The sequence below is a fragment of the Oleispirillum naphthae genome, from assembly GCA_027864655.1.
Classification (GTDB): Bacteria; Pseudomonadota; Alphaproteobacteria; order Rhodospirillales; family Rhodospirillaceae; genus Oleispirillum; species Oleispirillum naphthae.
In genome coordinates this window covers 155,383-178,417 of the sequence record JAQAZG010000004.1, presented here as the reverse complement: position 1 = coordinate 178,417, position 23,035 = coordinate 155,383, and the positions used below count along the sequence as shown (strand labels likewise).

General features: G+C 67.3%; 20 protein-coding genes. 15 read left to right on the top strand and 5 right to left on the bottom strand.

Annotation, left to right across the window (positions count from 1 at the left end):
- The first annotated feature begins 80 nt into the window (after nucleotides 1–80).
- A complete protein-coding gene (locus tag O7R11_RS06610) occupies nucleotides 81–1,055 on the top strand; it encodes a TDT family transporter (protein ID WP_337996711.1) in 975 nt (324 codons plus the stop codon).
- A 185-nt stretch (nucleotides 1,056–1,240) separates the two neighbouring features.
- On the opposite strand, the gene O7R11_RS06605 is transcribed toward O7R11_RS06610, so the two are convergent.
- The 5 genes from O7R11_RS06605 to O7R11_RS06585 form a co-directional block, all read right to left on the bottom strand.
- Entirely contained in the window at nucleotides 1,241–2,053 is an 813-nt protein-coding gene (locus O7R11_RS06605; protein ID WP_337996710.1) for a metallophosphoesterase family protein, read from the bottom strand.
- Between the two features lie 92 nt (nucleotides 2,054–2,145).
- Nucleotides 2,146–2,640, bottom strand: a complete 495-nt coding sequence (locus tag O7R11_RS06600; protein WP_337996709.1) for a CarD family transcriptional regulator — start codon at nucleotides 2,638–2,640, stop codon at nucleotides 2,146–2,148.
- 342 nt (nucleotides 2,641–2,982) lie between these two features.
- Complete coding sequence (fdxA, locus tag O7R11_RS06595) at nucleotides 2,983–3,315, bottom strand: ferredoxin FdxA (RefSeq protein WP_337996708.1); 333 nt, start codon at nucleotides 3,313–3,315, stop codon at nucleotides 2,983–2,985.
- Nucleotides 3,316–3,384: 69 nt separating this feature from the next.
- The gene (locus tag O7R11_RS06590; RefSeq protein WP_337996707.1) at nucleotides 3,385–3,774 is read right to left on the bottom strand and encodes an RNA-binding S4 domain-containing protein; all 390 of its coding nucleotides are present in this window, start codon (nucleotides 3,772–3,774) and stop codon (nucleotides 3,385–3,387) included.
- Nucleotides 3,774–6,734, bottom strand: a complete 2,961-nt coding sequence (locus O7R11_RS06585) for a helicase-related protein (protein ID WP_337996706.1) — start codon at nucleotides 6,732–6,734, stop codon at nucleotides 3,774–3,776. Before O7R11_RS06585 ends, O7R11_RS06590 begins: the two co-directional genes overlap by 1 nt.
- A 209-nt stretch (nucleotides 6,735–6,943) precedes the next feature.
- Between O7R11_RS06585 and htpG the strand changes: the two genes are divergently transcribed.
- The 14 genes from htpG to O7R11_RS06515 are packed head-to-tail and all read left to right on the top strand — an operon-like array spanning nucleotide 6,944 to nucleotide 23,031.
- On the top strand, nucleotides 6,944–8,827 hold the full coding sequence (htpG, locus tag O7R11_RS06580; protein ID WP_337996705.1) for a molecular chaperone HtpG: 1,884 nt from the start codon (nucleotides 6,944–6,946) through the stop codon (nucleotides 8,825–8,827).
- Between the two features lie 50 nt (nucleotides 8,828–8,877).
- The gene (asnB, locus tag O7R11_RS06575) at nucleotides 8,878–10,812 is read left to right on the top strand and encodes an asparagine synthase (glutamine-hydrolyzing) (RefSeq protein WP_337996704.1); all 1,935 of its coding nucleotides are present in this window, start codon (nucleotides 8,878–8,880) and stop codon (nucleotides 10,810–10,812) included.
- A complete protein-coding gene (locus O7R11_RS06570; RefSeq protein WP_337996703.1) occupies nucleotides 10,809–11,648 on the top strand; it encodes an ABC transporter permease in 840 nt (279 codons plus the stop codon). Before asnB (O7R11_RS06575) ends, O7R11_RS06570 begins: the two co-directional genes overlap by 4 nt.
- The gene (locus tag O7R11_RS06565) at nucleotides 11,638–12,912 is read left to right on the top strand and encodes an ABC transporter ATP-binding protein (RefSeq protein WP_337996702.1); all 1,275 of its coding nucleotides are present in this window, start codon (nucleotides 11,638–11,640) and stop codon (nucleotides 12,910–12,912) included. Before O7R11_RS06570 ends, O7R11_RS06565 begins: the two co-directional genes overlap by 11 nt.
- Nucleotides 12,909–13,751, top strand: coding sequence for a sulfotransferase domain-containing protein (locus O7R11_RS06560; protein ID WP_337996701.1), 843 nt, complete (start codon nucleotides 12,909–12,911; stop codon nucleotides 13,749–13,751). The genes O7R11_RS06565 and O7R11_RS06560 overlap by 4 nt, the downstream gene beginning before the upstream one ends.
- Before the next feature lie 43 nt (nucleotides 13,752–13,794).
- Entirely contained in the window at nucleotides 13,795–14,907 is a 1,113-nt protein-coding gene (locus O7R11_RS06555; RefSeq protein ID WP_337996700.1) for a class I SAM-dependent methyltransferase, read from the top strand.
- Nucleotides 14,908–14,942: 35 nt separating this feature from the next.
- Nucleotides 14,943–16,802: an asparagine synthase (glutamine-hydrolyzing) gene (gene asnB, locus O7R11_RS06550; protein ID WP_337996699.1), complete on the top strand. Its 1,860-nt coding sequence runs from the start codon at nucleotides 14,943–14,945 to the stop codon at nucleotides 16,800–16,802.
- A gap of 16 nt (nucleotides 16,803–16,818) precedes the next feature.
- Nucleotides 16,819–17,895 (top strand): lipid II:glycine glycyltransferase FemX, encoded by a 1,077-nt coding sequence (locus O7R11_RS06545; protein WP_337996698.1) that lies wholly within the window; start codon nucleotides 16,819–16,821, stop codon nucleotides 17,893–17,895.
- Entirely contained in the window at nucleotides 17,892–18,719 is an 828-nt protein-coding gene (locus tag O7R11_RS06540; protein ID WP_337996697.1) for a class I SAM-dependent methyltransferase, read from the top strand. The genes O7R11_RS06545 and O7R11_RS06540 overlap by 4 nt, the downstream gene beginning before the upstream one ends.
- Before the next feature lie 4 nt (nucleotides 18,720–18,723).
- Nucleotides 18,724–19,488, top strand: coding sequence for a class I SAM-dependent methyltransferase (locus O7R11_RS06535; RefSeq protein ID WP_337996696.1), 765 nt, complete (start codon nucleotides 18,724–18,726; stop codon nucleotides 19,486–19,488).
- A gap of 5 nt (nucleotides 19,489–19,493) precedes the next feature.
- Nucleotides 19,494–20,312: a class I SAM-dependent methyltransferase gene (locus O7R11_RS06530; RefSeq protein ID WP_337996695.1), complete on the top strand. Its 819-nt coding sequence runs from the start codon at nucleotides 19,494–19,496 to the stop codon at nucleotides 20,310–20,312.
- 4 nt (nucleotides 20,313–20,316) lie between these two features.
- Nucleotides 20,317–21,573 (top strand): glycosyltransferase, encoded by a 1,257-nt coding sequence (locus tag O7R11_RS06525; protein WP_337996694.1) that lies wholly within the window; start codon nucleotides 20,317–20,319, stop codon nucleotides 21,571–21,573.
- Entirely contained in the window at nucleotides 21,566–22,402 is an 837-nt protein-coding gene (locus tag O7R11_RS06520) for a class I SAM-dependent methyltransferase (RefSeq protein ID WP_337996693.1), read from the top strand. The genes O7R11_RS06525 and O7R11_RS06520 overlap by 8 nt, the downstream gene beginning before the upstream one ends.
- Nucleotides 22,399–23,031 (top strand): hypothetical protein, encoded by a 633-nt coding sequence (locus O7R11_RS06515; protein WP_337996692.1) that lies wholly within the window; start codon nucleotides 22,399–22,401, stop codon nucleotides 23,029–23,031. Before O7R11_RS06520 ends, O7R11_RS06515 begins: the two co-directional genes overlap by 4 nt.
- Nucleotides 23,032–23,035: the final 4 nt, after the last annotated feature.

Sequence of the window (23,035 nt, the reverse complement as noted above, 5' to 3'; positions counted from 1 at the left end):
CGAATATGTTTAGTTTCAATTTCCGCCTGCGAGTCCCTAGGTTTTGCGGACGCCCCCTCGCACGCCGGAGACCGCCCGCGATGCCGCTCAAGACCCGCCTCGACGCCTTTCCCTCCCCCGCCGGGGGCCTCGCCCTCGGCATCGCCAGCCTTTCCTGGGCGTGGGAAACCCAGATGCCGAGCGGCGGCGCGATCCGGACCGCGGGCGCGCTGGTCGCCGTCACCATCGCGGCGCTGCTGACGCTGAAATTCATTCTCAACCCGCGCACCCTCTTCACCGAACTCGCCCACCCGGTGGTCGGCTCGGTGGTCCCGACCATGGCGATGGCCTCGATGGTGGTCAGCGTCAGCCTCGGCAAGGTCTCGCACGGCGCGGCGAGCGCCCTGTGGCTCGCCGCGATCGCCGCGCACCTCTGCTTCCTCGCGCTGTTCACCCTGCACCGCGTCCGCGAGCCGCGCCTGCACCACATGGTGCCGAGCTGGTTCGTGCCGCCGATCGGCCCGGTGGTCGCGGTGCTCTCCACCCCCGACCCGGCGTTCCTGCCGGTCTCCGAGGCGCTCCTGTGGTTCGGCATCGCCTCCTACGCGGTGATGCTGCCGCTGATGCTGCACCGCCTGATCTTCGCCGCCGAGGTGCCCGCGCCCGCCAAGCCCACCATCGCCATCCTCGCCGCGCCGCCCAACCTCTGCCTCGCCGGATACCTCACCTTCCCGGCGGAACCGAACCTGCTGCTCGTCATCGTGCTGCTGGGCATCGGCGCGCTGATGGCGCTCGTCGTCTACATCGCCTTCTGGGAACTGCTGCGCCTGCCGTTCTCCCCCGGCTACGCGGCCTTCACCTTCCCCACCGTGATCGCCGCCACGGCGAGCTTCAAGACCGCCGCCTTCCTGGAACGCCACGGCCACGCCGCCGACACCGTCGCCGCGATCCGCCACTGGGGAACCCTGGAACTTGCCGTCGCCACCGCCGTGGTCTCCTACGTCGCCCTGCGCTACGCCCTGCACTACGGCCGCTTCGCCCCGGTGCGCGCCGCCGCCCCGGCGGCGGAAAACTAAAAACCAGGTCAGGGGCCTTGCCCCTGGACCCCACTGGGGCCTTGGGCCCCAGACCCCATGACTGGTTTTTCGCCGCGCAGCGGTCATCGACCGTCACACCGCGCGATGGTTCTATGGCGCTACGCGCAAAACTTAAAAGTTATGGGGAGCGCGAGGGGTCTAAGACCCCTCGTGAGGTTTTAGCTCTACGCCTCGACCACCTGAACGGTGCTGCCTTCCGGGCCGAACAGGGCAGCGCAGATGCCGCCGCCGCGGCCCGCGCCGCCGTCCAGGGTGGCGGTATGGCGGCCGAAGCGGACGCCGGGGTTGCCGTGGGTGGCGCCGCGCACCACCAGGCGGTAGCCCGAGGCTTCCGGCGTCAGGGTGTCGAAGTCGGCGCCGCCCCACCAGAAGCTGTCGAGCTGCTTGTCCAGCGAGACGCCGCGGTCGAACCCGGCGTTGACGACGAGCAGCGAGTTGTCGGCGACCACCGCGGCATGGAGGAGGTGCGCCATCAGCGAGCGGTGGCCGTCGTGGTCGTCCATGCTGTCGGCGGCGTGGCCGGTCCAGCGGGAAAGCGCGGTGCGGCCGTCGCGCGCGGCGTCCAGCGCCGCCTCGGCGGACAGGCCATAGGCGGAAAGGCTGGCGCGCATGCCGCGGCCGAGCATCCAGTCGAGCACGTTGGCCGGATCGGGGGCGAAGTGGAGTTGCAGGAGCTTGCGCCACATTTCCTCCTGCGCGCCGCGCAGGAGGACGATGTCGTTGGGGTCGGCGTCGCAGCGCGCCATCAGGGCGCGGCGGAAGAGCAGGACCTCGTTCAAGGCGCCGATGACGTCGGGGCCGTAGCCCATGAGGTTTCCGGCATAGACCAGGCGGTCGCCGGGGCGGTACTGGCGGCCGAGCTCCTCATGCACCCGCCGCAGGCGCTCCGCCTCGCCGTGCACCGCGCCTACCACCCAGGTCCGCCCGGGTTCGACGAACGTGCGCCACACCTCCGCCTGTCCCATTCCCGCCCTCATGTGCAGTCACCTGATTGGTTTTACACCGCAAAAACCCCCGCGACAACGCGTGTCGCGGGGGTTTTCGGCAAACTGCGGCAAGGAAGGCGGGTTCAGGCCGCTTCCAGCAGGGTTTCCAGACGGCGGGTCGCCTCGGCATGGCCGATCTGTTCGACCGCGGCGACCTCGTGCGCCAGGCGCTCCAGCGCCTGCTCATAGATCTGCCGCTCGCTGTAGGACTGTTCGGCATTGCGGGCGTTGCGGTGCAGGTCGCGCACCACCTCGGCGATCGACACCGGATCGCCGGAATTGATCTTCGCCTCGTATTCCTGCGCGCGGCGCGACCACATGGCGCGGCGCACCGTGGCGCGGCCCCTGAGCGTGGTGAGCGCGGTCTGCATGATCTTCTTGTTGGAGAGCTTGCGCAGGCCGGCCTGCTGCGCCTTCATCACCGGCACCTTCAGGGTCATGCGGTCCTGTTCGAAGGCGATGACGATCAGCTCCAGCTCCATCCCGCCGATGCGCTGCGTCTCGACCGCAAGGACCGCCCCGACGCCGTGCGTCGGGTACACCACGTGATCGCCCGTCTTGAACTGTTCCTTGGACATTTCGTCTCTCTATCCCGTCTTGCGCGCCGGGGCGGTCGGAATCGCCCCCACGCCATCGTGGCCCAACGGCGGATTGCCGCGCCTCGGCATCCGCCATCCCCGACACGAAGCCCCCTCCTCACGATCAGAAGCGATCCAACCGTGGGCGAGTCCAGCTGTCGGTATTAAAAAAATTCGCGTCCGGACTTCCGGTGCTGGGGTGGAAGTCGCCGCGACGCAACCCCCATGATATAGCATGACCGGCGGCCAAAAACCACCGGAAATCCCGGGTTTCACGCGCTACCGCGAAAAAGTGAAGGTTTCGAGACGGATGCGCCCAAGGTGGGCGCGCGGCCCGCCGCCTCAGCGCGGCGCGGGCTTGGCGCTCATCAGGTCGGCCTTGCCGGGCTTGCCTTTCCAGTCGTCGGCATCGGCGGGCGGGGTGCCCTTGGATGTGATGTTCGGCCATTGCTCCGCATACTCGCGGTTGACCGGCAACCACTTGGCGGCGACGTCCTCGCTGTCGGGGAAGATCGCCTCGGCGGGGCATTCCGGCTCGCACACGCCGCAATCGATGCACTCGCTGGGATTGATCACCAGCATGTTCTCGCCCTCGTAGAAGCAGTCCACCGGGCAGACCTCGACGCAGTCCATGAACTTGCACTTGATGCATGCGTCGGTGACGACATAGGGCATGGCAGGAACTCTCCTTTCGATCGCGGATGCGGCGCCGCGCCCCTCACCGGAGAGGGGAACGCCTTGGCGTCACTCGATAAATGGGTCGATCAGCGCGTCCGTCAAGCGGCGTTCCCGCTTCGTCGGACGGCCGCTGCCGCGCGGCCTGGCGGCAGCGGGGCGATCCTCGGCGGGGCCGAGGCGGCGCGGCGGCGTGATCTCGACGTAAAGCGCCTGCGCCTCCGGCGCGGGACCGCGGCGGGAGCCGAAGGCGGCCACCGTCACCTCGCGGCGCACCGTCCCCAGCAGAACCTCGATGGAATCGCCCAGGCGCACCATCCGGTGGCCGCGGCGCACCGCCTCGCCGTTCACCCGCACATGGCCCGAGGCGCAGAGCGTCTGCGCCTGGCTGCGGGTCTTGGCGAATCGCGCGAACCACAGCCACTTGTCCAGGCGCGGCGCTTCGCTGGTTTCGGCCATCACGACTCCGGCTTGGTCTTTCCCCAGTTCTTCAGCACCGCGAACGGCGAATCGGGATCCACCTCGAAGCGGCGGGCGGGCTTGGCCGCCTCGGCGGGACGCGGCCCCTTGTCCGGGCGCGGACCCTTGCCCTCGGGCCGCGGACCGCGCGGGCGGTCGCCGCGCTCGGGACGGTCGGGCCGGGGGCCGCGCTCCGGGCGGTCGCCGCGCTCCGGGCGCGGGCCGCGCTCGCGCGGCGGGGCCCCCTCGGGGCGGGGCTGGCCTTCCGCCGCGGCCGGTGGGCGGCGGCCGGGAAACGCCTTCTTCGGGTTCTTCTTCGGCTGCACCGCCAGGCCTTCCTGCGCGTCGGTGACGCGGTAGCCCAGGGTGCGCAGGATGGCCATGGTGTCTTCCGCCCCGACGCCCAAGAGCGACATCAAGGCGGGCGGCAGAATCTTCGCGCCCTGCGGCGCGGCGGGCTTCTCCGGTTCCGTCTCGGCGGCAGGCGCCGCCGACGCTTCGGCGGGCGCGGCGTCGGGGGCCTCGGCGGGGGCTTCGGCGGCCGCTTCGGCGGCGGGCGTTTCGGCGGGGGCTTCGGCGGCCGCTTCGGCGGCGGGCGTCTCGGCGGGGGCTTCGTCCTCCGCCTTGAGCTTGGCGGGCGCGCTGTCCACCTTGGTGGTCAGCGCCTCGTCGCGCAGGAAGCGGCGGACCTCGGCGGCGAAGCGCTCCAGCATATCGACGCGCGCGGCGCGGCGGTCGAACACGCGGTAGCCCTGCAGTTCCACCCACTCGGCGGCCACCCCCTCGGCGAGCGGGAACGACACCTGGCCCGGCGTCAGCGGCGAATGCGCCCCGACGAAGGCGGCGGGGTCCTCCACCTTGCGGTCGATCGCGGTGAGGACGAGCAGCAGGCGCTGCGCCGCGGGCTTCAGCATGTCGGGCAGATACACCGTCTCCACGCCGAAACGCACACCGAGCTTGCCCATCGCCTTGCGGTCGTCGTCGCTGAGGTGCGCGAGATCGCCGCCCAGCGCGCCGCGCCGCAGCGTGCCGCCCGCCTCGACGAGGCGGAAGGCGATGCCGCGGGAAAGGCCGGGCAGCTCCGCTTCCGACAGGGTGACGAGGGGGCGCAGCACCGTCTTCACCTGCGCGTCGATCCATCCCTGGATGCGGGTATGCACCATCCCGGCCAGGACGTCGTCGAGAAGCTCGTTGGGCAGGACCTCGACACGGGGTTTCAGCCGCGAGGCCCCGGCGAACAGGCGCGCCACCGGCGTGCCGTGCCAGGCGATGCCGCCGTCCGGCGCGAGCGAGAACGTCGCATCCGGCGCCACCGACAAAGCCTGGGCGCGCGCCGCGATCTCGCCCCGCAACGCCTTGGAGGCGGCGATGGCGACGACCTTCTCGGCCTGATCCGAGGCTTCACCCAACTCCGCGATGAAACCCAACCCCTCGATGCGGCCAACACGCTGGCCTTCGATATGAACGTCCCCGTTCGGCGTGACGGTTGCTTCCAACGTGTTCTGCCCCTTTAAACGACTGAGGAGGATGGCGGTGCGCCGGTCCACGAACTTTTGCGTCAGACGGTCATGTAGCGCATCCGATAGGCGGTCTTCAATCAATCTTGTGCATTCCCGCCAATGATTCGTATCGGAAACCCACGCGGCATGGTTCGCCACCGTGGTCCACACCCGAATCTGGGCGATTCTCTGCGACAAATGCACGATGTCGCCGTCGGTGCGGTCGATCCGCGCAAGGTGCCGCGAAAGGAAGGCGTCGGGGATCACCCCGTCGTCGCCGGTGAGGTAGAGGAAGAGGCGGCGCAGCAGCCGCGCGTGCGCCTCCGGCATGATCTTCTGGAAGTCGGGAATCTGGCAGATATCCCACAGCAGGCGCACCCGGTCCGGGTGCGCCGCGCGCGCCGCCACCTCGGGCATGCGGGCGAGCGACTCCAGCGCCGCCACGTCGTCGGCGCGCCGCGCCCGCAAAAAATCCGCCCCGGGCGGCGACACCAGGAGACTCTTCAGCAGCGACTCCACCGACTGGAACTTCAGCACCCGGCTGCGCCAGAACAGCGCCCGCACCGCGCGGAACTCGTGAGACTCGACGCGCTCCACCGTCTCGGCGTCGAACGGCGGCGCATCCGCCGTGGTGCCGAAGGTGCCGTCGTTCATCGCGCGCCCGGCGCGCCCGGCGATCTGGCCGATCTCCGCCGCCGAGAGGCGCCGCGGCGCGTCGCCGTCGAACTTCACCGTCTGGGCGAAGGCGACGTGGTCGATGTCCATGTTCAGGCCCATGCCGATGGCGTCGGTGGCGACCAGGAAGTCCACCTCGCCGGACTGGTACATCTCCACCTGGGCGTTGCGGGTGCGCGGGCTGAGCGCCCCCAGAACCACCGCCGCGCCGCCCCTGTGGCGGCGCACCATGTCGGCGATGGCGTAGACGTCGGCGGCGGAAAACGCCACCACCGCGGTGCGCCGCGGCAGACGCGCGAGCTTCTTCGACCCGGCGAAGGACAACCGGGACAGGCGCGGCCGGGTCTGCACCTCGATCCCCGGCACCAGGCGGGAAATCACCCCGCGCATGGTGTCGGAGCCGAGAAACAGCGTCTCGTGCACCCCCCGCGCATGCAGCAGCCGGTCGGTGAAGACATGGCCGCGCTCCGCATCGGCGCACATCTGGATCTCGTCCACCGCGAGAAAATCCACCACGCGGTCGAGCGGCATCGCCTCCACGGTGCAGATGAAATACCGCGGATTCGGCGGGATGATCTTCTCCTCGCCGGTGACCAGCGCCACCTGCGCCGCGCCGCGCACCCGCACCACGCGGTCGTAGTTCTCCCGCGCCAAGAGGCGCAGGGGAAAGCCGATCATGCCCGAGGCATGCGCCATCAGCCGGTCGATGGCATAGTGCGTCTTGCCGGTGTTGGTGGGCCCCAGAATCGCGGCGACCCGCGCCCGGGAGGATTGGATGTTCGCCATGACCCCGGAGACTGCGGGGTGCACGCAGCGTTGTCCAGGGCAAAACACGGGGTTCCCGCCGGAAAACAAAAACTTTGCGAGGGGGCTCCCTTCGGAACGTTTTGGTTTTATGCACTCCGCCCCGCGCACCCGGCCATTGACAGGAGCGTCGGCGATTCCCTACATGGCTCACGGATATTTCCGGCAAATCATTTGGAGCGACCCACGCCATGACCGTGGAAACCCTGCATTTCCAAGCGGAAGTTTCGAAGCTCTTGGACATCGTGGTCCACGCGCTTTATTCGCAGAAGGACATCTTCCTGCGCGAGTTGATCTCCAACGCTTCCGACGCCTGCGACCGGTTGCGCTATGCCGCGATCACCGAACCCGCGCTCGCCGAGGGCGACGCCGCCTTCAAGGTGCGCCTGGTCTCCGATGAGGCCGCCGGGCTGCTCACCATCGCCGACAACGGCATCGGCATGAACCGCGCGGAGCTGATCGAGAACCTCGGCACCATCGCGCATTCCGGCACCCGGCGCTTCGCCGAGGCGCTCGCCGCGCAGAACGGCAAGCCCGACGCGAAGAAGGCGCTCTCCCTGATCGGGCAGTTCGGCGTCGGCTTCTATTCCGCCTTCATGGTCGCCGACCGCGTGGACGTGATCAGCCGCAAGGCGGGCGAGACGGAAGGCTGGAAGTGGTCCTCCGACGGCGCGGGCGACTTCACCGTGGAGCCCTTCGACGGCGCGCCGCGCGGCACCCGCATCGTCCTCACCCTCAAGGACGACGCCAAGGAGTACCTGAAGCCCGAGGCGCTGCGCCGCATCGTCAAGACCTACTCCGACCACATCGACCTGCCGGTGGTGCTGGCCGACGGCGAAAAGGAGGAAACGGTCAACACCGCCTCCGCCCTGTGGGCCCGCCCGAAGTGCGAGGTCACGCCGGAACAGTACGCCGAGTTCTACCACCACGTCGGCCACGCCTTCGACGACCCGTGGCTCACCGTGCACATGCACGCCGAGGGCGCGATCGAATACTCCGGCCTGGTGTTCGTGCCCACCGAGCGGCCCTTCGACCTGTTCGATCCGGACCGCAAGCAGCGCCTCAAGCTCTACGTGCGCCGCGTCTTCATCACCGACGACTGCGAAGGGCTGGTGCCCTCCTACCTGCGCTTCCTCAAGGGCGTGGTGGACACCCCGGACCTGCCCTTGAACGTCAGCCGCGAAACCCTGCAGGACAACCCGCTGGTCCGCAAGATCGGCCGCGGCCTGGTCTCCCGCGTGCTCGCCGAGATCGGCAAGACGGCGGAAGACAAAGAAAAATACGCCGAGTTCTGGGAGGCCTTCGGCGCGGTGCTGAAGGAAGGCATCTACGAGGACTTCGAGCGCCGCGCCACCCTGCTCGACCTCTGCCGCTTCCAGTCGTCGCTCAAGGACGGCTGGATCGGCCTCGCCGACTACCTGGCGGAGATGCCCGAAGGGCAGGAGCACATCTACTACCTCACCGGCGATTCGGCAGAGGCGCTCAAGGCCAACCCGCAGATCGAGGGCTTCACCGCCAAGGGGGTGAACGTCCTGCTGCTCACCGACGCCATCGACGAGTTCTGGACCGCCATGGCGCCGCCCTACAAGGACCGCAAATTCGCCTCCGTCGGCGGTGCGGGCGCGGACCTCGCCAGGATCAAGGGCGCCGCCGCGGACGAAACCGCGCCGGAGGCGGAAAAGCCGGAAGACGACAAGCCCAGGGCCGATATCGCGGCGCTCGCCACGATGATGAAAACCGCCCTCGGCGACGAGGTGACGGAGGTCAAGCCCTCCAGCCGCCTGACCAGCAGCCCGGTGTGCCTGGTCTCGGGCGACGCGGGCGTCTCGCTGCACCTGGAGCGCCTGCTCAAGGCGCACAACCGCACCGGCGCGCATGCCGCCCGGGTGCTGGAGATCAACCCCGGCCACCCGGTGATCGCCGCGCTCGCCCGCCGCGCCGCCGACGGCGCGGACATCGCCGATGCCGCCTGGCTGCTGCTCGACCAGGCCCGCATCGTCGAGGGCGAACCCGTCGCCGACGCCGCCGCCTTCTCCCGCCGCTTGACCGCGATGATGGAAAAGGGTCTTTTCTGAGAACGGCGCCGGTCCCGCCCCGGCGCATGCCCAGAGAAGGCGCCAAAGACATGTGTGGAATAGCCGGTCTCTACCGCTTTGCAGCGGCCCGCGCCGACGGCGAGTTGCAACGAACCGCCGACGCGATGACCGACACCCTGGCGCACCGCGGGCCGGATTCCCGCGGCACCTGGGTCGATGCGGCGGCGGGCATCGCCCTGGGGCATCGGCGGCTGGCGATCCGCGACCTGTCGCCGACCGGCTGCCAGCCGATGCTCTCCTCCTGCGGCCGCATGGCGATCGCCTATAACGGCGAGGTCTATTCCCACCTCGAAATCGCCCGCCGCCTGGAAGGCCGCGGCCGCCGCATGCGCGGCACCTCGGACACCGAGGTGATCGTCGAGGCCTGCGCCGAATGGGGGATAGAAGCCGTCCTTCCCGAGATGATCGGCATGTTCGCCTTCGCCCTGTTCGACCGCCAACGCCGCGAGATCGTGCTGGCGCGCGACCGGATGGGAATCAAGCCTCTCTACTGGGGGGTGTTCGACGGCGTCCTGATGTTCGGTTCGGAACTCAAGGCCCTGCGCGCCTGCGCCGGGTGGACGCCGGAACTCGACCGCGACGCCCTGTCGGCCTTCCTGCGCCACAACTACATCCCCGCGCCGCACAGCATCTATCGCGGCGTGCACAAGCTGCCGCCGGGCTGCCTCCTCCGCCTCGGCGCGGACGGGGTGCCGCGCATCTCCCCCTTCTGGGACCTGCGCGCCGTGGTCGAGGGCGGCCTCGCCGACCCGGCACGCGGCAGCGACGAAGACCTCCTCGCCGAACTCGACGCCCTGCTCGGCGATGCGGTGAAGCGGCGCATGGTCTCCGACGTGCCGCTGGGGGCGCTGCTCTCGGGCGGCATCGACTCCTCTCTGGTCACCGCCCTGATGACCGAGAACAGCGCCCAGCCGATCAACACCTTCTCCATCGGCTTCCGGGAGAAGGGGTTCGACGAAGCCCCCTTCGCGCGGGAGATCGCCCGCCACCTCGCCACCCGCCACACCGAACTCTACGTCGAACCCGGCGACGCCCTGAAACTGGTTGACGATCTGCCCCTCTGGTACGACGAGCCGTTCGCAGATTCCTCGCAGATTCCCACCGCCCTGGTCTGCGCCCTGACGCGGCGGCACGTCAGCGTCGTGCTCTCCGGCGACGGCGGCGACGAGTTGTTCGCCGGGTACGGCCGTTACCCCCTGGCCCTGGAGCGATGGGCGCAGGCCGCGGCCCTGCCCCGCCCGGCACGGCGGTTGGGCGCGCGGGCGCTGCTTGCCGCGCCGGAGGGCCTGCTCGACCTCGCGGGCGCCGCGCTGCGCCGCCCGCGCCTCGGCCATCGCCTGCACGCCGCGGCGCGCGCCGTGCTCGACGACGGGCCGGACGCGCTCTACCGCCGCATGCTCAGCCACTGGCCGGAACCCGACGCCCTCGTCCCCGGCGGGCACGAGCCGAAGGGGGTGCTGTGGGACGCCTCGGTGGCGCGCACCATCCCGGACTTCCTCGACCGCATGCAGTTCCTCGACACCGCCACCTACCTGCCCGACGACATCCTCACCAAGGTGGACCGCGCCAGCATGAGCGTGGCGCTGGAGGCAAGGGTGCCGCTGCTCGACCACCGCGTCGTCGAATTCTCCTGGCGGCTGCCGCAGCGGATGAAACGCCGCGGTGGCGAAAGCAAGTGGGCGCTGCGGCAGATCCTCGACAAGCGGGTGCCGAGCACCCTGATCGACCGTCCGAAGATGGGCTTCGGCATCCCCCTCGCCGCGTGGCTGCGCGGCCCCTTGCGCGACTGGGCGGAAAATCTGCTTGATGAAGAGCGGCTGAAGACTCAAGGTGTGTTCGCCGCCGCACCGGTCCGCGAGCGGTGGCGCGCGCATCTGAATGGCGAGAACTGGGGATACCCGCTGTGGAACGTGCTGATGGCTCAGGCCTGGATCGACGCCAATCCGGGAACGGCGCTGCGATGACGGAAGACCGCCCGGACGACGGACCCGTCACCGTCATCGAACCCTCGGTGCGCTTCGGCCTCGGCCTGGCCGGGACATGGCGCAGCCGCGAGTTGCTGCTGATCTTCTCCCGCCGCCAGATTTCCGCCCGCTACCGACAGATGCTGCTCGGCACCCTGTGGGCGGCGATGGAGCCTCTCGGCCTGCTGCTGATGATGACGGTGATCTTCGGCCTGCTGCTCAAGGTCGATACCGAGGGCTACCCCTATCCGGTGTTCGCCTTCGCCGGCATGGCCGCCTGGCTTGTGTTCAGCCGCGCCACCCTGGCGGTGGCGGGCTGCCTGCTCGACAACATGGGGCTGATCTCGAAGGTCTATTTCCCCCGCCTGATCCTGCCCGTCGCGGCGGTGGCGCGCGAACTGTTCGACGGCCTTCTGATGATGGCGATCCTGTTGCTGCTGGCCTTCGCCTACGGCTATCCGCCCACCCCGCGGATGCTGGCGCTGCCGCTGATCCTGGCGTTTTCCGCGCTGCTGGCGCTGGCGGTTGGGTTGTGGTTCGCCGCCTTCCTGGTGAAGTTCCGCGATATCCGCCCGATCCTCGGCCTCTGCCTGCAGGCGGGGATGTACGCCACGCCGATCGTCTACAGCGCCTCCCTGGTGCCGGACCGCTTCCGCCCGATCTACGACCTCAACCCGATGCTCTGGGTGGTCGAGTTCTCGCGCTGGGCGCTGCTGGGCAAGGAAGTCGCGCTCTCCCCGGCGCTGTTCCTGTCGGGCGGGGTTTCGCTGCTGCTGCTGCTCGGCGGGCTTTCGGTGTTCTCGCTCTACGAAAGAATGGCCGTCGATGTCCAGTGAACGCGCCGCCATCGCCATCGAGGGCCTGGGCAAGCGGTACCTGATACCGCGCCGCGACGGCAGCCGCCTGCGCGCCCACCTGAAAGAGTTCCTGCCCTTCGCCGGGCGCGATGAAAACGATTATTTCTGGGCGCTGCGGGATCTGGACCTGGAGGTCCGGCCGGGCGATGTGCTGGGCATCGTCGGAAAGAACGGCTCCGGGAAGAGCACGCTCCTGAAGATTCTCTCCGGCGTCACCCCGCCGACCGCCGGGCGCGCGGTGCTGCGCGGCAAGATCGCCTCGCTGCTCGAGGTGGGAACAGGCTTCCACCCCGACATGACCGGACGCGAGAACGTCTTCATGTCGGGCGCGCTGCTCGGCATCGGGCAGGCGGAGATCCGCGCCAAGTTCGACGAGATCGTCGATTTTTCGGGCATCGAGACGTTCATCGACGTTCCCGTCAAACGCTATTCCAGCGGCATGTACGTGCGCCTGGCCTACGCCGTGGCTTCGATGCTGCGTTCCGACATCCTGATCCTCGACGAGGTGATGGCGGTGGGCGACGTCTCCTTCCGCGAAAAGAGCCAGAAAAACATCGAAAAACTCGCCGAAGAAGGGCGCACCATCCTCTACGTCAGCCACAACGCCCGTTCCGTCGCCTCGCTGTGCACCTCGGGGATCATTCTCGACGGCGGGCGGTGCGTTTTCCGCGGCACCGCCAAGGACACGGTGACCGCCTACCTGCGCCGCGTCCATCACTACGACGACGCGCCCGACATGAACGCCGCCGCCCACGACCTCGCCGCCGCGCCGCGCATGACCCACGGCAAGCACGTGCTACGGCGGGCCTCCACGCATGCGCCGGACGGCACGCCGACCAACCGCTTCCGCACCGGCGGCGGCATGCTGGTGCGCATCGCCTATGAAGGCGCCACCGTCGCCAACCCCTATTTCTCCGTCCTGGTGCAGAACGAGTTCGCCGAGCGCGTGGCCACCCTGCACAGCACCCATCAGGGCGGTGACCTGCGCATTCCGGCAAACGGCGTCGTCGAATGCCGCACCGACGACCTGCGTCTGGGGGAGGGCGCCTACCGCCTGATGCTGGATTTCGGCAGCTACGGCGGAACCCGCGCGGCGATGGTTTCCCTGGATTGCGTGCCCAACGCCATCCCGATCCGCGTCGAGCTGGGCGAATATGTGAAGGGCATCGGCCTCGACTCCTTCCAGGGGGCGGCGCACCGCTCGGCCTGGCGACTCTGCGACAAGGACACGGGGGCGGCATGATCGGCCTGCTGGAACGCCTGATGGGGAGGAAACCGAGAACCGCGGCCCCGGAACTCCGGCCGGATTTCCATGCCGTAGGGTACCCCAAGACCGGCAACACCTGGACCCGGATCATGTTCGGCCGCTACGTGCGGTCGGTCTACGATCTGGTGGAAATGCCGCTGTTCGACCCGGTGGAAATGGCCGAGATGCGCGCCGCCGGATACGCCGGTCCATTGGGAGAGTTCACCCATCACCCCCTGACCTGGAAAACCCAACGCGCCCGTGACCTGAGCGCCGAAAACGTCGTCGCCCCCTTCCGCGGCAGGCGCGTCGTCTTCCTCACCCGCCACCCGCTCGACACCTTGGTTTCCGCCTTCATGCAGGCGAGGTTCAAGGTGGCCGCCAGCCCCTATCCGGGGGATCTTGCCGACTTCATCGCCGACCCGGTGTACGGCCTGGAAAAGCTGATCCGCTTCCATGAAATCTGGGCCGAGCATCATGGCGAGACCGCAGATTTCCTGCTCTGGCGGTACGAGGACGTGCGCACCGACCCGGCGGGGCAGATGCGCCGCCTGCTCGCCTTCCTCGGCATTCCCCTCGACGAAACGGCGCTCGCCGACGCGGTGGACTTCGCCTCCTTCGACAACCTCAAGGCGGTGGAGACGTCGGGCACGCGCTTGGTCTACAAGTCGTCCGGATTCAACGCCTTCGGCGACGGGCCGCGAGACGATCCGAATGCCTTCCTCGTGCGGAAAGGCCGCATCAAAGGGTACAAGGACGAACTCGACGCCGCGTGCGTGGCGCGCCTGGAAGACACCATACGAAGCACAATGCCGAAGATGTTCGTGCCCGAGTGAACCCGAGCCAGATCTTTTTGGCCAGCGACAGGATGGGATCTTAATGTATGAAATCGACATCGATCTGTTGTCTTGCCCCGAAACCATGGAAGAGCTTCGGATTCTTTCTGTCGAGCAAAGGGCCGATGACGGCGAGATCATAGAAGGAACCATCGGCACGGACAGCAGGACCTACAGGATCACGAACGGCATACCCAGATTCGTCGGCGACACGGAATACAATAAAAGCTGGGATTTTAAGTGGACGCATTTCGACAAAGGCGTCGGATACAATTATCGAATAATCGACCGCAACGATAAAGCCTACGCCATTCATGATATCTACGATCGTAATTCCCACGAGGGAAAGGCCTTCCGCCATATGAAAGGCAGGCTTGTCCTCGATGTCGGCTGCGGCATCGGCCAATACGCCGTCAAATCCCTGATCGAAAGCGGCGCAAGAAAGATCGTGGCGCTGGATCTGACGCACGGCGTCGATATCTTCAGGAAGATCGTCCTGGAACGCTACGGAGACCATGCGAAAGATATCCTGATCGTCCAGGGCAACGTATTTTCCATGCCGTTCCGGGAAGAGAAATTCGATTACGTGTATTCCCTCGGCGTTTTGATGCACACCGGCAACACGCTGCGCGCCCTGAACGAAGTCTGCAAACGTGTCAAACCCTTCGGAGAGATAAACGTCTGGATATATTGTTCCGAACCCTGCGCATACGATGCGGTGGAAGACGGGCGGGGCAACGTGTTGTCGCTGGCGAATTTCCATAAATTCAAGAATAAGCTGCGTTTTGCCATGTTCTGGATACACTTGTTTAGAAAAATAAGTCATGAAAAGACCTTAAAGATAATAAAATTCTTCACGTCCGACTATATATTTAACTTATCAAGAAAGCGCGGTTTTCGCTGGATATCGTCCCTGTTCCCGTCCGTGGACTATGATGAATACGGCTACAGGCTGATCAATCATTACGATGGATACGTAAACAACTGGTGCGACACGTGGTCTGAGCACGAGATTTTTCCAACACTACAGGCCAATTCCATCGCCGTTCTCGGGATCAGCACATGGCGCCTCGGCGTCTGGGGACGAAAAGTTCCAAATTTCTACACCGCCGCAGATTCGCCTCATGGTCCTGCCGAGAGAGGGCATACTGCTTAACCCAGGCCTGTCCTTAGCTTGACCTTCACTACGGCATGGGAGACATTCCTGAGATGTGCGGCATCGCGGGATACGTGGGAGCGAGCAGGGGCGACCCATCCGCCCTGGAAGCGGCGATGCGCGGCGCCATCCGCTATCGCGGGCGCGACGACGAGGGCGCGTGGACCGCGCCGGGCGAGGCCGCCCTGTTCCATTCCCGCCTGAGCATCCTCGACATCGCGGGCGGCGGACAACCGATGAGCGACCACGAAGGCCGCTTCGTCATCGTGTTCAACGGCGAGATCTACAACTACCTGGAACTCCGCAAGGAATACGGAGCCCGCGGCGCGCGCTTTTCCACCGACAGCGACACCGAGGTGATCCTCGAGGGCTTCAAGCTCAAGGGGGAGAAGGTCTGCCGCGACCTCAACGGCATGTTCGCCTTCGCCATATGGGACAAGGCGGAGCGCCGCCTGTTTCTGGCGCGCGACCGCCTGGGCAAGAAGCCGCTCTACTGGACCGGCCTGAACGGCGTTTTCCATTTCGCCTCCAGCCTGGATGCCTTCCGCGCCCTGCCCGGCTGGACGGAGGAAATGTCGCGCCTCGATCTCGACGCCTATGCGGCGATCGGCGACTTCCTGCCCGGGCGCACCGCCTTCCGCCAGGGGCGCTGCCTGCCGCCCGCCACCCACGCCACGGTCGAGCTTGCGGGCGACCGCGTGCCGCGCATCGAAACCTATTGGCGGCTGGATTTTTCCCGGAAGTTCACCGGCACCCTGGACGAAGCGACCGACGAGTTCGAGGCGCTGATCACCGACGCCACGGCGATCCGCCTGCGCGCCGACGTGCCGGTGGCGCTCACCTTCTCCGGCGGCGTCGATTCCGGCATCATCGCCGCGGTCTGCCGCCACCGCCTGCAACGGTCCCTCTCCTGCTGGACCATCGACTACCACACCGCGGAAGACCCGAGCGAAGAAACGCTCATCGCCGAGCGGGTCGCCCGGCACCTCGGCCTGGAGTGGCGCCACCGGCAGTTCGACTACCACGTCGATCTCATCCCGTCGCTGCGCGATGCCCTCGCCACGGTCGATCAGCCCTGCCGCCACATCTCGATCGGCTATTCCCGCCGCCTCTATGCGGCGATCCGTCCGGCGGCCACGGTGGCGCTCTCCGGCAACGGCGCGGACGAACTGTTCCTCGGCTATACCGGCAACCAGGAACTGGCGGCGCCGGAACCCCGGAACGGCCGGCGCCGCCTGCTGCGGCGGATTCTGCCCCGTTCCGCCCGGACGCGCGAACTGGCGGATTACCAGATCGACTACCTGCGGGCGTACCTCGGCCAGCACCCCGGCGAGGACGACCCCGAGGCCGGGGCGGCGGCGGTCCGCGACGGCATCGTCGCCGCCAACGTCGCCTCGCGCGCCGACCTCTACACCTACATGTCGCTGCGCCACTACACCATGGACGCCAACTTCCGCGTCCCCGACATCGCCGGACTGGCCGAACAGGTGGAGGTGCGCTCGCCGTTCTTCGACCATCGCATGGTCGAATTCGCGGCGCGCCTGCCCACCCGCTTCAAGATCGGCGACCCCGCCGACGCCCGCGGCAACAAGATGCTCCTCAAACGCTACTATAGCCGCTATGTTCCCGACGAGGTGGCATGGGCGACGAAAAAGGGGATGGCCTCCAACCTACGTTACGACCGAACCCTCGCCGATGACCCCGGCCTCCTCTCTCTCTACGAACGGCTGCTCGCCCGCATCGCCGCGGCCGGACTGCCGGAGGCCGTCTACCGCGCCGCCTGGCAGGATTTCGTGCGCGACAAGCGCGCCGGGGTGCGGTATCCGGCGGGTGCGGGTGCAATGTCTACGGGCCTAATGCTGGGGCTTTGGCTGGAGCGGAACGATGGGCGATAGGGCCGGAAGCAACGCCTTGCATCCCATTTCCCGCGCGGAGATTTCCGCTGCGGAGTGGGATGGGCTGGTCCACGGCTCCCCGGACGGCTGGGTGTTCTCGCTCTTCGGCTGGCAGGACCTGATCCTGACGGTCGAGAGATGGTCACTGCAAGAGATGAGCTTCGGCCTGCGCGAGAACGGCCGCCTGGTCGCCGTGGTGCCGTTGCAGTTCAACCCCAACAACCGCCGCGTTTCCTCCTCCGGCTGGAGCGGCAGCGGCCCGGTGCTCGACGGTTCGTTGAGCCCGGCCGCGCGCGACCGCATTCTCGAGGCCGCCATCGGGCATTGCCTCGACCGCGCGCGGCAGTGCGGCGCGGACGCCTTCGACTTCACCCTGTCACCGGTCACCCGCTCCTCTATCAACGCGCCATGGGGGGTCAACCCCTTCGTCTTTCATGGCCTCGACGATGTCTCGGGCCTGTCGCAGGTGATCGACCTGGCACAGCCGGAAGACCGCCTGTGGGCGGACCTTTCGACCCTCACGCACCGCATGATCCACCGCGCCCGGAAACACGGATATTCCGTCGAGCGTCTGGACTGGGCGGAGAGCCTCGACCATTACTACGGCCTGCACTGCGCCACCTATCGGCGGACCGGCGTGCCGCCGCATCCCCGCTCCTATTTCGCAGGCATCGCAGCGGTCACCGCCGCCTCGGGCAATTCGGTGCTGTGGGGCGTGCGCGACCCCTCGGGCAGCATCGTCGCCTGTCACAACTCCGCCTGGTTCGGCGAGGGCGCTTACTATCATACCGGCTGTTCGGAGGATGGCGCCAACCAGACCGGCGCAAGCTACCTGCTGTTCTGGGGGGCGATCCTCGGCGCGCGGGCGGCAGGCCTGCGCTGGTACGATTGCGGCGCGATCTTCCCCAACGCGACGGACGCCAAACAGCGCGGCCTCACCACCTTCAAGACCAAGTTCGGCGGCACCCCGCACCGCATGTTCCAGGTTCAAGCCACGTTTCCCCAGCCGGAAGCGCCGCCCGTGCGCCGCAGTCTCCCTCGCCGCGCGGCTTCTCGCCTCAAGCGCATCCTGTGCGAGGGCATCCTCCGATGACCGGGCGCAACGACACACCGCCGAAAACCGTCGCCGACGTTAAGAACGACATACGCTCCGCCTACGAGTCCGGGGATATCTACAAGACGGAAACCATCTGCCGCAGGCCAGACGAGGCGAAGCGGGAATATGCCGACCGGCTGCTGGAGGACAAACTCTCCACCATCCGCCATCACCTCCGGCCTGGTCCCTTGCTCGATCTCTGCTGCGCCACCGGCGAACACCTGTTCGTCTTCGCCGACTGCACGGACGAGGGCATCGGCATCGATTTCAGCCGCCCCTTCATCCGCGAAGCGCGGGAGCAGGCCGCGCGCTGCGGCCGCGCGCATTTGCGCTTTACGGTCGGCGACGCCGCCGCCCTGCCGCTGCCCGATGCCTCCGTCGCCACCCTCTATTCGCTATCGGCGCTTTATTTCATCCCCGACATCGAACGGACGTTTTGCGAAATCGGCCGCGTGCTACGGCCCGGCGGCCGCTGCATTCTCGACCTCGGGAATTCGCGGTCGCTCAATTCCGTCTGCGTGCGCGCCTACACCGAACTGCCGCCGACCTTCCACATCACCATCGCCGAGATGCTGCGCCTGTGCGAAAAGAACCGCCTGCGCGTCGTCGAGCACCGGCGCTTCCAGCTTCTCCCCCTGTGGGCAGGAAAGCCGCGCTGGATGTGGCCGCTGCTGCACCCGGCGTGGAAGAAACCGATGGCGGCCCGCATCCGCGGGCGGATGCTCGACGAATGGCTCTGCTCGCTGCCGCTGCTGCGCAATTTCGCCTTCCGCCACCTCCTGGTCTGCGAGAAGATTGCCCCATCCTCAAAAAACGGATGACCCGATGCCCGTGCAGGACCGCTTTCAGAGCTATGTCGAGGACCAGAGGGAGTTCTTCGACGCCCTGATCTCCGAAGACTGGGAGAGTTACCGTTCGGACGACTGGGACACGACGCGGCGCTACGAAATCGCCGCCCTGTTCCAACGCGTCCAGCCGAAAACCATCCTCGACATCGGCTGCGGCTGCGGCTTTCACGACCGGGAAATGGCGGAATACCCCTTCGTCCGCGAGGTGCTGGGCATCGATTATTCCGCCAAGAGCATCGAGGCCGCCGAAACCCATTACCCCCACCCCAAGGTAAGGCGGAAGGTCGCCGACCTGCGCGACCTCGCGGGGGAGACCTTCGACATGGTGGTGAGCTGGCAAGTATTCGAGCACCTTGCCGACCCGAAGGCCTATTTCGCCGCCGCCTTGAAGGTACTGCGCCCCGGCGGCCGGCTGGTGATTTTCACCCCCAATCGCCTGCGTCTGTCGAACCGCATCCGGCGGCTGAAGGGGCTGGAGCCGCAACTTTGCGACCCCCAGCATTTTCACGAATACGTCCCCGGCGAGGTCGAGGCGATCGGCCGCGCATTCCATCTGTCCCGCGCCGACGGCTTCGGCTACGGGCTTTCGGGGGTGGGAATTCTCAATCGTATAGGTGTGCGGAATCGGCTACGCTGGGGCACCGTCCTTGCCTCGGCTGCGGATGCCTTCTGCGTGATCTTCTCCGCCACGCCGCCCGACCGGCAGTTCCCCAAGAATCCGCAGCCCCTCGCACAAGGATAGCCCTCTTGCAACCGGAACTGTCCCCCGAAACCCGCGACGCGCTGACCGCCTATCTGTCGCAGATCTATGCCGGGGCCTTCACGCCGGAGGCGATCCGCGCCCACCTGGAGAACCATATCGGCCTCGCCTTCGCCGGATACACGACGCAGGTCATCGCGCCGCGCCTGCCGCCGGGGGCGCGTGTGCTCGATATCGGCAGCGGGTTCGGCAGTTGCGTGCTGGCCGCGCGCGAGGCGGGGTTCGATGCCTTTGGCATCGAAATCGCCCGCTTCGAGGTGGACTTCGCCCGCAACCGTCTGCGGCAACTGCGTCCCCAGGACGAACCGGAAAAGGTCTATCTGTGCGGTGACGCCCGCACCCTCGATCTTGCCCCCGCATCCCTCGACGCGGTGACTCTCTGGAACGTCATCGAGCACATCGACGACTGGGATACGGTGATGGACGCCGCCGCCCGCTTCCTGAAACCGGGCGGCCTGGTCTTCGTCATCTGCCCGAACTACATGGCCTGGCGCGACGAGGCGCACTACCACGTGCCCTGGAAGCCCGCCTTCCTGCTGCCCCGAAACAAAGCTTCGGCCTATCTGCGTTCGCTCGGGCGCGACCCTTCCTACTTCGAGACCTCGATCTTCTATCGCAGCAACTGGGAAGTTCTGGCAAAGCTGCGGCAACTCGGCTTCGAAGCGCTGGAACTCGGCGCCCTGCACTCGCGGCGGATCGCCCTTTCCAGAATTCCCGCCATGCTGCGCCACCCGCTGAAACACCTGGATTTCTACAACCCGTTCCGGCGATCGGTCGAACTGGCAGCCCGCAAACCCGTGAAGTAGAACAATGCTCCGTCTTCTCGTCATCATCCCGGACCGCATCTCCGACATCCTGGAGAAAGGCGAATACCAGCCCGGATACTACAATCCGGGCGAGGTGTTCGACGAGGTGCACCTCCTCACCACCACCGATGACCACCCGCCGCTCGACCTGCTGCAAAGGACCGTCGGCTCCGCCCGCCTGTTTCTGCACAACCACCCGGACGACCTCACCCTGGTCGGCCGCCGCCCCGAGTTCCTCACCGAACGGCGGTTGCGCAAATGGGCGAAGCCGGGCGTCGAAATCGCCCGCCGCGTCGCCCCCCACCTCATCCGCTGCCACGGCGCGGACTGGAACACCTACCTCGCCAGCCGGATCAAGGCCGAGCTCGGCATTCCCTACGTCGTCAGCCTCCACATCAATCCGGACGTCAACCCGGTGCGCCGCTTCGTCGGCCCCGGCCCCACCCCGGCGCAGGCGCGGCGCAACCGTTTCTACGAGCATATCGAGGCAGCCGGGCTGCGGAACGCCGACCTGGCGATGCCGGTCTACCGCCCGATCCTGCCCTACCTGCACCGCATCGGCGCGCCGCGGGTGGAGGTCTGCTACAACGTCCTCAACACCCTGCACCTGCGGGAAAAAACCGATTACGCCCTGCATGCGCCGCCGCGCATCGTCTATGTCGGCCGCCTGTTCGCCGAAAAGAACCCTGCGCCGATCATCCGGGCGGTGGCGCGTCTGCCCGGCGTCGCGTTGACCATCGTCGGCGACGGCCCGATCCGGGGCGACCTGGAATCCCTGACGGAGGAGCTTTCCGTCGCCGACCGCGTGCGCTTCCTCCCCGCGGTGGCCAACGACGCGCTTTGCGCCCTGCTGGCGGAGCAGGACATCTTCGCCGTGCACAGCGAATACTGGGAGATCAGCAAGTCGGTGCTGGAGGCCCTGCTCACCGGCCTGCCGGTGGTGATCAACCGCCGCAGCGGCGAGCCGGTGCCGGAACTGGAGGGTGACTTCGCCCTCAAGGTGGAACCGACCGAGGAGGGATACCTCGCCGCGCTGCGCCATCTTCTGGAGGACGATGCGGCGCGCGCCGCGCTCGGCGGCCGCGCCTTCGCCCACGCCCGCGCCGCGTGGGCGCCTGCGATCACCGAGGCGAAGGTGGCGGAGATCTACCGCCGCCTTCTGGAAACTTGCGGTTCCCATCCCGACCGTCTTCATTGTATATCATCGCGAGCGAAATCAATGCCCGATGACCTGACGCCGGACGGGACGGACAATGGCTGAAACTCCAAATCTGCGTTTCGAATTCGGAAAGAACTGGCTGGACTTCATCCGGAGGGAATTCAGCCAGGAGAAGATAGACATTTCGAAGCGCCACATCCTGGAGTTCATGCGGCGCGACGACCTCGCGGGGCTCAGCTTCCTCGATATCGGCTGCGGCAGCGGCCTGCACTCCATCGCGGCGCATCAGTCCGGCGCCAATCCGGTCAGAAGCTTCGATTACGACCCCACGTCGGTACAGGCCGCCCGCTACATCCAGGAACGGACGAACCGGCCCGAGAATTGGTCGGTGGAGCAGGGCTCGGTGCTCGACGAAGCCTACATGGACAGCCTGCCCCGCTTCGACGTCGTCTACTCCTGGGGGGTGCTGCACCACACCGGCGATGTCTGGCGCGCCGTCCGCAACGCCGCGGGACGGGTGAAGCCGGGAGGGCTGTTCTACATCGCTCTCTACTCCGCCGACGTGCAGATCGACCCGCCGCCGCAGTTCTGGCTGGACGTGAAGAAGAAGTACGTCTCCTCCGGCCCGCTGGTGCGCCGCTACATGGAGCTGTGGTACGTCTATCGCTTCCAGATGTCCTGCCGCCCGTGGAACATCATGACCCCCATCCGGCAGATGATCGCATACAAGAAGAACCGCGGCATGAGCATGTTCACCGACATCCGGGACTGGCTCGGCGGCTGGCCGATGGAGTTCGTCTACGACAAGGACGTGGTGGCGTTTTGCGAAAGGCTCGGCCTCGAACTGAAAAACATCAAGACCGGCGAAGCCTGCACGGAGTTCCTTTTCGCGAAGACCGCCGACGAACCTCCGGCGACCGCAGCGCCATGACGACCGCCCCAGCCCCCGCCATTCCCGGCCGCACCTTGTTTCTGGTCTGCGCCTATGCCGCACGCCCGGCCTTTTCCATCGCCGGGCGCTTCCCCGCGACGGGTCGCCTGGGCCGCCTCGCCGACCGCCTGACCGGCCATTCCCTGCGGAGCTTCATCGCCGCCGCCCGCGACGTCGCCGCCAATCCGCGTTCCCTGGACTATCAACTGGCGCAGGTCGAAGAGGCGCTGGCCGACGCCGCAGACGGCGCAGCGACGATATTCGTCGATGTGGCGCTTGCCGCGGCCCCGCCGACGAGCATGCCCGCCGCCCGCGTCGAAAGCCGCGAGCCGGAGGCCCTGTCGGCCGCGGACCTGCACGGCTTCGCCGAAATCGTCCTGGTCTATCCCGACGCCCTCGGCTTGGGGCGCGGCAGCCTGGAGGCCGGTTTGCGGCGGCGGACCGCCTGCCCGATCCGTATTCTCAACGGACGGCGGCGGACGATGCCGCTTTCCCCGGAAAACCGCAGAGCCCTGCGTTGGCGGCGCATCCTTGCCGCGACGCGGGCGACCGAACTGGGGCTGTCCCTCCTGGTGATCCCGCTCGCCGCCGCATGGGCCCTGCGCGACGCCCTGCGCGGCCGGTCCTAAGGGA